Source organism: Kribbella catacumbae DSM 19601 (assembly GCF_000372465.1).
Taxonomy (GTDB): domain Bacteria; phylum Actinomycetota; class Actinomycetes; order Propionibacteriales; family Kribbellaceae; genus Kribbella; species Kribbella catacumbae.
The window spans coordinates 1-9,445 of record NZ_AQUZ01000104.1; the positions used below are offsets into that span (position 1 = coordinate 1).

At 65.4% G+C, this 9,445-nt stretch carries 10 protein-coding genes and 1 pseudogene; 8 read left to right on the forward strand and 3 right to left on the reverse strand.

The window, feature by feature from the left end:
- Positions 1 to 110: 110 nt before the first annotated feature.
- Both A3ES_RS56615 and A3ES_RS0144750 read left to right on the forward strand, forming a co-directional pair.
- Complete coding sequence (locus A3ES_RS56615; protein ID WP_157631059.1) at positions 111 to 1,211, forward strand: calcium-binding protein; 1,101 nt, start codon at positions 111 to 113, stop codon at positions 1,209 to 1,211.
- 277 nt (positions 1,212 to 1,488) lie between these two features.
- Complete coding sequence (locus A3ES_RS0144750) at positions 1,489 to 2,334, forward strand: ABC transporter substrate-binding protein (RefSeq protein WP_157631082.1); 846 nt, start codon at positions 1,489 to 1,491, stop codon at positions 2,332 to 2,334.
- Between the two features lie 367 nt (positions 2,335 to 2,701).
- Here A3ES_RS0144750 and A3ES_RS0144755 read toward each other — a convergent pair whose 3' ends face one another.
- Positions 2,702 to 3,052 carry an ArsR/SmtB family transcription factor gene (locus A3ES_RS0144755; protein WP_020393360.1) on the reverse strand — a complete coding sequence of 117 codons (351 nt, stop codon included), beginning with the start codon at positions 3,050 to 3,052 and terminating at the stop codon, positions 2,702 to 2,704.
- Between the two features lie 7 nt (positions 3,053 to 3,059).
- On the opposite strand from A3ES_RS0144755, the gene A3ES_RS0144760 reads away from it, so the two are divergent.
- Positions 3,060 to 3,497 carry a hypothetical protein gene (locus A3ES_RS0144760; protein ID WP_020393361.1) on the forward strand — a complete coding sequence of 146 codons (438 nt, stop codon included), beginning with the start codon at positions 3,060 to 3,062 and terminating at the stop codon, positions 3,495 to 3,497.
- A gap of 235 nt (positions 3,498 to 3,732) precedes the next feature.
- On the opposite strand, the gene A3ES_RS0144765 is transcribed toward A3ES_RS0144760, so the two are convergent.
- Entirely contained in the window at positions 3,733 to 4,656 is a 924-nt protein-coding gene (locus tag A3ES_RS0144765) for a hypothetical protein (RefSeq protein WP_237745222.1), read from the reverse strand.
- Between the two features lie 482 nt (positions 4,657 to 5,138).
- On the opposite strand from A3ES_RS0144765, the gene A3ES_RS50635 reads away from it, so the two are divergent.
- Positions 5,139 to 5,981 (forward strand): DUF885 family protein, encoded by an 843-nt coding sequence (locus A3ES_RS50635; RefSeq protein WP_020393363.1) that lies wholly within the window; start codon positions 5,139 to 5,141, stop codon positions 5,979 to 5,981.
- Positions 5,982 to 7,268: 1,287 nt separating this feature from the next.
- On the opposite strand, the gene A3ES_RS0144775 is transcribed toward A3ES_RS50635, so the two are convergent.
- On the reverse strand, positions 7,269 to 7,451 hold the full coding sequence (locus A3ES_RS0144775; protein ID WP_157631083.1) for a hypothetical protein: 183 nt from the start codon (positions 7,449 to 7,451) through the stop codon (positions 7,269 to 7,271).
- Between the two features lie 205 nt (positions 7,452 to 7,656).
- Between A3ES_RS0144775 and A3ES_RS55345 the strand changes: the two genes are divergently transcribed.
- The 4 genes and pseudogenes from A3ES_RS55345 (at position 7,657) to A3ES_RS55350 (ending at position 9,187) form a co-directional block, all read left to right on the forward strand.
- On the forward strand, positions 7,657 to 7,818 hold the full coding sequence (locus A3ES_RS55345) for a hypothetical protein (RefSeq protein ID WP_020393365.1): 162 nt from the start codon (positions 7,657 to 7,659) through the stop codon (positions 7,816 to 7,818).
- 13 nt (positions 7,819 to 7,831) lie between these two features.
- Positions 7,832 to 8,344 (forward strand): annotated as a pseudogene (locus A3ES_RS0144785) (tetratricopeptide repeat protein); the annotation flags it as partial.
- Between the two features lie 149 nt (positions 8,345 to 8,493).
- The gene (locus A3ES_RS57420; protein WP_420323170.1) at positions 8,494 to 8,655 is read left to right on the forward strand and encodes a hypothetical protein; all 162 of its coding nucleotides are present in this window, start codon (positions 8,494 to 8,496) and stop codon (positions 8,653 to 8,655) included.
- Between the two features lie 367 nt (positions 8,656 to 9,022).
- The gene (locus A3ES_RS55350; protein WP_020391713.1) at positions 9,023 to 9,187 is read left to right on the forward strand and encodes a hypothetical protein; all 165 of its coding nucleotides are present in this window, start codon (positions 9,023 to 9,025) and stop codon (positions 9,185 to 9,187) included.
- The last annotated feature ends 258 nt before the right edge of the window (positions 9,188 to 9,445 follow it).

Here is a 9,445-nt window from a genome sequence, read left to right on the forward strand (position 1 = left end):
GCGGACGGTCGCCCAGTGTTTTCCCAGTGGCTTGAGTGACACTTCACGCCAAGGCATCGGCGAACCGGGCCATACCGGCTGTGATCGCCGCTGAAGGGTGGAGTGGGGCGATGAACGGTTGGCGTCGGCGCAGGGTGTGGGGTTGTGCGGTTGTGCTGGGGGTGGCGCAGGTGGCGGTCTCCGGCGCGGCGGCGCAGGCCGCGACCTCGACTCAGGTCCGGATCGACCAGGGGGTCTTGTCGGTCGTGGCGGCCCCGGGCCAGCACAACGGGTTCTCCGTTCTTGTGTACTCCGGTGTCGCGTTCGTGAACGACCACGCGAATCCGATCGTGCCGGTCTACCCGTGCCGGAAGGCGGCCGACACCTTCAACCCGAACAGGGTGTCGTGCCCTGTTGATGGGACCACCCGGTTGCTGATCGATTCCGGCGACGGCAATGACAGCGCTGATGCGGGTGGCCTGCCGGCAACCCTGCGGCTGGGGCCGGGCAACGACTCCGCACGCTCCACGGCCAGAGACTCGCTGATCGATCTGGGCGCGGGCGACGATTTCGCCACCGTCAGCGGCGGCGGCACCGTGATCGGTGGACCGGGGATCGATCGTGGCTCGGGCGGCCAGGGCGACTTCGGCGCGGAGGGTGTCCGCATCTCGCTGGACGACGTGGCCAACGACGGGATGCCCGGCGACCGGACCAACAACATCGGTTCGGACGTGGAGAATCTCGCCGGCAGCCTGGGCCACGACACCCTGACCGGCAGCGACGCGAACAACCACTTCACCGGTGAATTCGGTTCCGACGTGATCGAGGGGCGCGGCGGTGACGACACGATCCAGGACGGTCCCTTCTCGCCGTCGCGGTACGACGGGCCGGACTCGTTCGCAGGTGGCTCGGGGGTCGACACTGTGTCCTACGCGGATTCCTCCAGCGGGCCTGTCGCCCGGACGATCCGGCTCGACGACCAGGCCAACGACGGCCAGGTCGGGGAGAACGACGACGTGCGTTCCGACGTGGAGAACATCACCGGTGGCGATGGGAACGATCTTCTGGTCGGCAACTCCGCGAACAACAGGCTGCTCGGCGGCGCCGGCAACGACACCCTGCACGGCGGCACCGGCGACGACCTGCTGATCGGCGACTCGGGGACCGACACGGCCGACGGCGGCACCGGCACCGACACCTGTCAAACCGAGAACCATACCGGCTGCCCCTGAGTCGCAACTGGGCGACGGCTGGGCCGAAATTTCGAGACTCGTTCATGCCGGGCAGGAGTGTTCACCTATCCGGCAGACTTCAACTAACGATCGCCGATCCCGCGGTACATCGACTGTGCCCCTACCTGAATGATCTGAGCGACAGATGAAACGGTCTACTGTTCGCGGCTCTGCCGTCCTCCTTCTCGCCGTTCTTGGTTTGCCGGCGTGTAGTTCGAGCGGAACCGACGAGGTCGTTGCCGAGTCTCGGCGGGTCGTGTCGTCAGTGGGTGGCGAGGTGGAGATTCCGGTCGCGCCGCAGCGACTTGTGGTCGATTGGATCACGTTCGACCATCTGACAGCGCTCGGATATGACCTGAGCAAGGTCGCGGGGGTCTTCGGCTACGGGTTCTTCGAGAAGGATCCGGAGTTGTCGCCGTACCTGACGAAGGCCGCCAAGGACGCTGGGGTGAAGGCGATCGGCGAGGCGTTCGAACCGGAGTACGAGGCGTTCGCTGCGCTCGACGCGGATCTGGTGCTGCTGGCGTCCGACCAGACCAAGCCGGAGGTGATCCAGCGTCTCGACGACGTTGCGCCAGTGGTGGCGTACGACGTACCGGCAGGTCGTACTGCCGCGGAGGATTGGCGATCCGGGCTGAAGGCAACGGCCGCGCTGATCGGTACGCCGGAGGCGGCAGCCACCGTCATCTCGGCGTACCAAAAGAAGCTTGATGCCTACAAGGCGGCGCACCCCAAGCTGAGCGGTACCGAAGTGACGGTCGGGTCGATCGTCAACGATGGGATCAGGTTGTCGATGCCGGGTCGCAGCCTGGGCACGAACGTCATGACCGAGCTCGGCCTGACCCGGCCGGCGGCGCAACTGCGGGAGACGGCCGATCAGTACAAGACCGTCCAGGTGAGCCTCGAGCGGATCGGCCTGCTGGAGGCCGATCTGATCTTCCTCGAGCAGCGTCAGGACTCGGTCGCCTTCCTGAGGTCCAACGCCCTCTGGCAGCGCCTCGGCGCCGTCAAGCAGAACCGCGTGCACTTCGTCCAGAACTACTGGACCGTCGGCGGCGCCGCCTCAGCCAACCAGGTCCTCGAGGACGTGCTCGCCATCCTGACTGCTCAGGGTGCGGGGTGATGGGAGCTGAGTAGGTGCACCTCGGCGTTGTCGAGGTGGACGGCAGACCAGACGGGGTCGATCCGTCCTGGCATCGAACCTCCGGCGTGGTGCTGCGTCCGAGGATGGAGCGGCCAAGGCCAAGTTTCTCAGCTCGTACACCGGAACCACGGCTGCCAACCCGTTGCACTTGAGCCGACCCCCGTCTGACGGGTCGCGCCGTCCTTCCGACCCGAAACCAGATGGGACTGTTGCAATCCGACTGTGCGGTGGGCGCTTATCAGCATCGAGCGTATGGACCTTGGCTCATCGCCAGGCACCACGTGATGGGCACTTCCCCGGACCAAACCCACGTCTACCCATCGTGCTCTTGTCCGCGGAGCTGTGACTAGGGCCGGGCTACTTCCTCGGGCCATTGCGGCGTTGCGGAAGGGTTCGTCGCGGTCACGAGGTTTGCGAGGTCCTCGCCGCTTTCGGTGAGTTCGTAGTACACCGCTCTGCCGCTTCGCCAACTGAGGACGACGCCGGCGTCTCGGAGCGCCGCGAGGTGGGCAGAGACCGTGCCGAGCGAGACATCGAGCAGAGTGGCTAGCTGTGAAGGGGTCGCGGGCGTTCGTACCTCAACAATGATCCGAGCCTTCCCGACGCCGAGAAGACTAGCTACTCCGTGCTCGACCCGGCTGGAGCCCAGCTGGACCTGGCCCGACGCCATCTGCAGCTCACCCCGCTGGAACAACACCTTGTGGATGCGGTTGCGCCGCTCGGATCCGCCCGGGCCGTGGCTGGAGCAGATGGCGGCAGGCCAGGACGCGCTGTCTGCAGACGAACTCAGCTGGCTCCGGTCGTTGCCCGAGGAGTTCGTGCTCACCGACGGCGTGTACGTGTGCCACGGCATGCCGGGCAATCCGTGGAACGCGTACTGGCCCGCGCACCCGACGTACGACGGCAATCTGATCGCCGCCGAGCGCGATGCCTCGCTCCGTCTCCTCGCCCGTGTCGACGCTTCAGTGGTCCTGTGCGGTCACGCGCCAGAGCCCGCCGAGTACCACGACGAACTGCCAGACGGGCGACCATTGCACATCGTCCTAGCCGGGCCACGCGGCGACACCGAGGTGGACTACGCGATCCTGACCCACCGTCAGCGGTGGGAGGTTAGCTGGCACACCGCCAGAATCGGGGCATGAACTGACAACCCCGGCCTCATCCCGTCCGGCCCGCTGCTATTCGCGGTTGGCCGCCATGCTTAGCCGACGTCGCGGTCGACTACTGAGAACGGCTCTCGACCACCTGGCACACGACTGGCCAGTGAGTCGCCTCGCTGTCCCGTACGCCGGTGCAGGGGCACCGACGGCAGTCCGGTCATCTTGAGCCCAATTGCAGGACCGAGATTCAGCCAACTGTCGATTGTGCAGCTTGGTGTCACGTGGTGACGCACATGAGCTCGGCGCGGAGAAGCCAGTGTACGCCGTCGTTCCGGGTGGCGGTTGCTCGTGCTATGCCGAAGGCTTGGCCTCCGTTGGTCGTGGTTGTCGTTCCGGTGATGTAGCGATTGGTGCCGAAAGTCGCTGCTGGGCTAATGCGCCAGCCCACGGTGGTGACGCTCCAATCTGTTCCGTCGAGCGAGCAGACCCACTGGTCCACCCGAGGGTTGCCGGTTGAGGGGGAGTTGTCCACGCTAGAGGCCGCAACGGTGCTTATCGCAGAGGCGCAGATGGCATAGGCGGATACCGACCAGGATTCGTTGAAGGCAACTGGTCCCCCGTCGGTCACGGCACGCGCATTGACCGACTGATCCGTAAGGCCGCTCGCGAAATGCAACTGCTGGATCGACACATGTCCCCATCCGTTACTCAAGGATGCGCCGCCACCAACCAGCTTGGTGTCGGATGGGCAGCGTGCCGTCGCGGCGTGCGAAGTTCCGGGGCCAACAATCGAGGTGTCCGTGATCAACGCATAGTTGGCCAGGGCATTGGCGCAGGCGACAGTCGCGGTAATCTTCCACGATGCTGGCGTTCCGCCGTTGCCGGTGCCGGGTTCGACGATCTCGCCGGCGCCAACGAGCAGGTCGGTCGCGGACGGGATGAAGTCATCCAGTACCACGGCCCCTTCGGCGCCTTCCAGTGCGAAGAACCCGCCGACGACCCGAGTGCCTACGGGACAACCGACCCGAACCGACTTGTAGAAATTGGAGTCCGCCCCCGTACCTGCAGAGATATAGGTCAAACCGGGAACCTGCGCCTGCGCCACCAGACCCGAACCGGCAACGAGAGCGAACGTGGCCACCATAATGCCGAGGATCCGCCCTAACCGTCCACCGAGTCCAACCATTCTCTTCGCCACCATTCGCTTCTCCTTCGATCCGTTGGCACGACGCCGGGCGACCCGCGACCGCAGTTATGTCACCGAGTCTGAGATCGGGTGATGGGCAACCGCTGGGAACTGGCTCTCCCGGCAGCCGCCGCGAATCACGCGCCTGATGCCGCCGATCACGGGGCCGGGGGAGGTTACCGTCCTAAGGATGCGGTGAGTCAGGGCCCCGTGTCTCGCCACCACGCGACGTGTCGCGGCCGGGCGAGCTCGACTCACAGATACTCGCTTATCCGTTGCCCATGGCAACTCTCGATGGCTGAATCTGACCGCAGGCTGATTCACCTCGAGCAGCTCCGCCTCGGCGCGATCCCCGGCACCGCAGTCGTTTCAGGCATCGGGTTGGCGTACCAGTCTCGGCCTTCAGGACACAGCTTGACTGCGCGAAGCCGGAATCACCGGGAAACCTGCGCAGTAGGGTATTTCGGTCAATCCTGTCGCGGCGGCGCTGTCGCCCGATGACGGACACGACGGCACCACACAGCCCGATCGACGAGCTCTCCGAACGCTTCCTCGCGGCCCGTGCCGAGCTGTCGCCCGCCGCGGCGACGATCATGGGCATGCAGGGGTACGACGACAAGCTTCCGGACCGGTCGCCGGGTGGCTTCGACGCGCTGATCGACCTGCACCGGACCACGGTCGCCGAGGCGAAGACCGTCGAGGTCTCCTCGTTCCGGGAGGAGACGGCCAAGGACGCGCTGCTGGAGCGGATCGAGCTCGACCTCGAGCGGTACGAGGCGGGCGTACCGCAGTACGAGCTGAACGGGATCTCCTGCGTTCCGGTCGAGCTGCGCGCGGTCTTCGACCTGATGCCGACCTCGACCGACGAGGACTGGGAGAATCTCGGCCGCCGGCTGGACCAGGTCGGTACGACGCTCGACGGGTACCGCGAGACCCTGCTCCAGCAGGCCGACGCCGGCCGTGTCTCGTCAGCCCGGCAGGTGAAGGTGCTGGCCCAGCGGAGCGCCGAGTGGAGCGGCGCGGAAGGCAACGACTACTTCGTCGGCCTGACCGCGAAGGCGCCCGAGTCGGCCGTCAAGGCACGGGTCGAGGCGGCCGCGATCGCCGCCAGCAAGGCTTTCAGTGAGTTCGGCCAGTGGCTGACCACCGATTTGCTGCCGCATGCGCCGAACCGGGATGCGGTCGGCCGTGAGGTGTACCAACTCGCTTCCCGCGATCACATCGGCGCGACCCTCGATCTGGAGGAGGCAACTGCTCCCGGGCCTGCGCACCTTATCCCTGCTGGCGCATCCGTACTGCCTGCGAAATCGCCGCATCCCGCTCCTGACCACTGTCCATAGTGCCTCACGCTGACAGAACGCGACTCGGACAGCAACGCCACCGAGGTAGTTGCCCAGCGCATCGAGTCAGCGATTCATCGCCTGCCGGGAACGACTCAATCCGCGCGGCTTCTCAAGCAATCGAGGTCACCGATGGAGTCAGCTTGGCCGCCTCGGCTTGGCGGCGCGAAGATCTCCGTGGGCGCGGGGCGAGAGGTCGGCTGGCAGGTGGTGTCCGAGGATTGCTCGGGTCTGCGGTTGAGCTCATCCTCGACCACAACAGATCCTCCAGGATCGAGCAAGTGTTGCGTCGTCGCTGGAACCGCCCACCACCAGAAACATCACCGGTCCCGAGCCGCAGACTCGTTGTGGTTCCCGCCACAGATGAATATGTCGCATAGCCAGGGATCTTCGAGCGGCTCGCTCGGTTCGTCACCCGTCCGCATAGCCGCCATTGGATCGTCAGCTGACATCATCTGCACCGTGCCGATCGGCAGTGCAGCTGCGACAGCAACAGCGAGGGCGGAAATCGCTCGTCGGTACCTCATCAAAACGTCCTTCCACGGTATACAAGAATTGATAGCTACTTTGCTCGGCATCGTGGGTGCGACGTCGGCAGGTACTACGCGTGGCCGCAGCTCATGTGGCCGCTCTGTCCCGCTGGCTGGCGTAGTTGGCGACCTAGTGGGCTCACATCACCTCGCTCAGCGGGCGGTGCTCCACGAGCGCATCCCAGAGATCGAACCTCGCCGACTCGCTCTGCACGTCAGGGGCCGGGTTGGCAGCCCCAGGTTCGAAGCCAAGACCGCTGCCACGCGGCGATTGCGATCAGCGGCGGGCACGACGCGCCCGCCGCGGCGTTCGGTCAACGACAACTCTCACGCCGGTTCAGGACCCGATGTGGCGCTCGGTTCCACGCTTTGCTCAGCCCGTGGGACCTGGACCAGGTGGTTGTGGAGTTGGGATGACGCCAGCCGCATACGAACGGAGGGGCTCGACACCGACAGCCCAGACCCACGCGACTACGAAGTACAGAACGATCAGCCAACCCGCTGGACGAACGCGCCACCCCGAGTAGGCCATGAGAGAACGCATCAACACTCCTTCCGAAGTCAAGGCTGCAGGCCGCCTATCCACCCGGCCAGGGAGGTGGCGGCGGCGGGTTAGTGATGACTCCAACGGCATACCTGCGAACCGAACCCTCGCTCAAATAGTTGCCGAAGACACCGATCCACACCGCCGCACAAGTCAACGCAGCCATCGCCGCAACCAGGCCCGAACCTGCGAGCAATTGGGCTGCCTGGACATCTAACTGCCCGGTCCAGGCCCCGGCGGTGCCGGGATCGGGCCGACACCCGCTGCGTGCGTACTGGTCGGCTCCCCGGTAACGCCACCCGCAGCGACACTGGTCGACGTAGCCACGCCGGCCAGCATCAGCAGCACCGCGACCAGCCCAGCCGGCCAGCGTGAATAGCTGTCGGAACGGTTCATCTGTCCTCCCTTGAACGACATTGAGCCTGCCGCAGCAGGCTGGGCAATCACTGGGAACAGCCTGCGGCAGGCTGCCCTCAGACCCGGATGGGAGCGGAGAACTCATCTCATCCCGCCCAAAGAGCACTCAAAGGTTCTGCTGTTGCAGTTTCGAACAGATGGATGAAGGTCGGCCTTCGCCCTTGGACAAGATGGGAGAACAACGATGGGTGCAAGGTCACGCCTCGGCTGGAAGAAGCTGGTGGCAGCGACACTCGGCGCGGTTGCTCTGCTGGTCGGAGCACTGGTGGGGTCCGCCACCGTCGCTCAAGCGGATCAGCCGGACGGCCGCCGGATCGTCAGCAATCACAACCAGGTACTTCTCTAACCCAGCGACCCCCATGCCCGACCAGACTCAGCTTCCAGCGGCCGTCGCGACGGCCCGGCTCCGAGGCTCGCAGCTGAGAGAGAAGGGCCTGCTATCCGAGGCCCGTCGCGAGTTTCACCGTGCCCTCGCCCTCGCGGAGCATGTCCCGACCGTCGGTCCGCTGGAACTCGTGCCGTTGCTGAACGACATAGGTGTCATCGGCAAGTATCGCGGTGACTTCGACGAAGCTGCGTCCGCTTACCGTCGGGCGTTGAGGATCGTGAACGAGTGTGGAAGCGATCAACTGGATCTGCGGGCAAGTCTCCTGCACAACATCGCCGGTCTCGCCCACGCTCGTGGAGAAGTGGCGGCCGCCGAATCCGCCGCGCGTGAAGGCATCGCCCTTCGGCTGACCTCGGCGGCCACCGATCCACTCGATCTCGCCGCAGATCGCGCCGCGTTAGCCGCCATTCTCGTCGACCTCGGCGAGAAGGCAGAGGCGCGTGAGTTGTTGATCGACGTACTCGCCGTCTTCGAAGACAGCTTCGGTCCCGAGCATTACGAGGTGGCTGTCACTCTCCACAACCTCGGCTCACTCGAACACCGCTCAGGCAACTTCGAGGCAGCGGCCGCGAACTGGATCGCGCGGCGGAGATCAAGCGACTGGCACTCGACCACGACCATCCTGATCTCGCCATCACTCTCCACAATCTGGCCTGCGCACAGTCCGAACTCGGCCTGCTCAGCCAAGCAACCGAATCCCTCCGCGAAGCGATCACGCTCTTGGCAGACGCCGTCGCAAGCGACCACCCAACCCTGACATCCTGCCGCGATCGTCTAGCCCGGCTACTTCCCTAGCCTGCAACGCCTACCCGGACCGACGACCGCCGGCTTCGTTCCAGCCCGGGGGAGAGGTGCGCTCGATCTCCGCAGCTGGGTAGAGGGTTCGTTTGCTCTTCGTGCGCAGGCGAGAGTAGAAGTCGTCCATGATGACAGCGCCCGGCGCGTGCCGGCTAATGACCGCCGCGATTTCCGACGGGATGCCGCCTGGCCGTCGCCGCGCAGCGGCTGGTCGAGATCAAGACCCACCACCGACGACGGCGTGGGCCGGGTGGAGGTGGAGACCTCATCCCAGCCAAAGAGCACTCGAAGGTTCTGCTGTTGCAGTTTCGAACAGTTGGAGCGAAGGACAGCCTTCGCCTCTGGACAGGATAGGAGAACAACGATGGGTGCAAGGTCACGCGTTGGTTGGAAGAAGCTGATCGCAGGGACACTGGGCGCGGTTGCCCTGCTCGCCGGAGCGCTGGCGGGGTCCGCCACCGTCGCGCATGCCGATCCGTCGGACGACGGCGACCGGATCGTCAGCAATCACAACCAGGTCCTCCTCTAGGCCGATGAGCCGAAATGCCCGACCAGACTCAGCTTCCAGCGGCCGCCACGACCGCGCAGCTCCGAGGCGCACAGNTGCGGAAGANGGGCCTGCTCTCCGANGCTCGNCGCGAGTNTCACCGTGCGCTTGCCCTCGCAGAGCTGGACCCGACCGTCGAACCGCTGAACCTCGTAACAGTGCTGAACGACATCGGTGTCACCGGCAAGTATCGCGGTGACTTCGAGGAGGCTGCGTCGGCCTACGGTCGGGCATTGAAGA

Coding starts and splice junctions, on each gene's coding strand:
- A3ES_RS56615 (WP_157631059.1), top strand. CDS start 111: ATGAACGGTTGGCGTCGGCGCAGGGTGTGGGGTTGTGCGGTTGTGCTG.
- A3ES_RS0144760 (WP_020393361.1), top strand. CDS start 3,060: ATGCGGTTGCGCCGCTCGGATCCGCCCGGGCCGTGGCTGGAGCAGATG.
- A3ES_RS0144775 (WP_157631083.1), bottom strand. CDS start 7,451: ATGAACCGTTCCGACAGCTATTCACGCTGGCCGGCTGGGCTGGTCGCG.
- A3ES_RS55350 (WP_020391713.1), top strand. CDS start 9,023: ATGGGTGCAAGGTCACGCGTTGGTTGGAAGAAGCTGATCGCAGGGACA.
- A3ES_RS50635 (WP_020393363.1), top strand. CDS start 5,139: ATGACGGACACGACGGCACCACACAGCCCGATCGACGAGCTCTCCGAA.
- A3ES_RS0144765 (WP_237745222.1), bottom strand. CDS start 4,656: ATGGTGGCGAAGAGAATGGTTGGACTCGGTGGACGGTTAGGGCGGATC.
- A3ES_RS55345 (WP_020393365.1), top strand. CDS start 7,657: ATGGGTGCAAGGTCACGCCTCGGCTGGAAGAAGCTGGTGGCAGCGACA.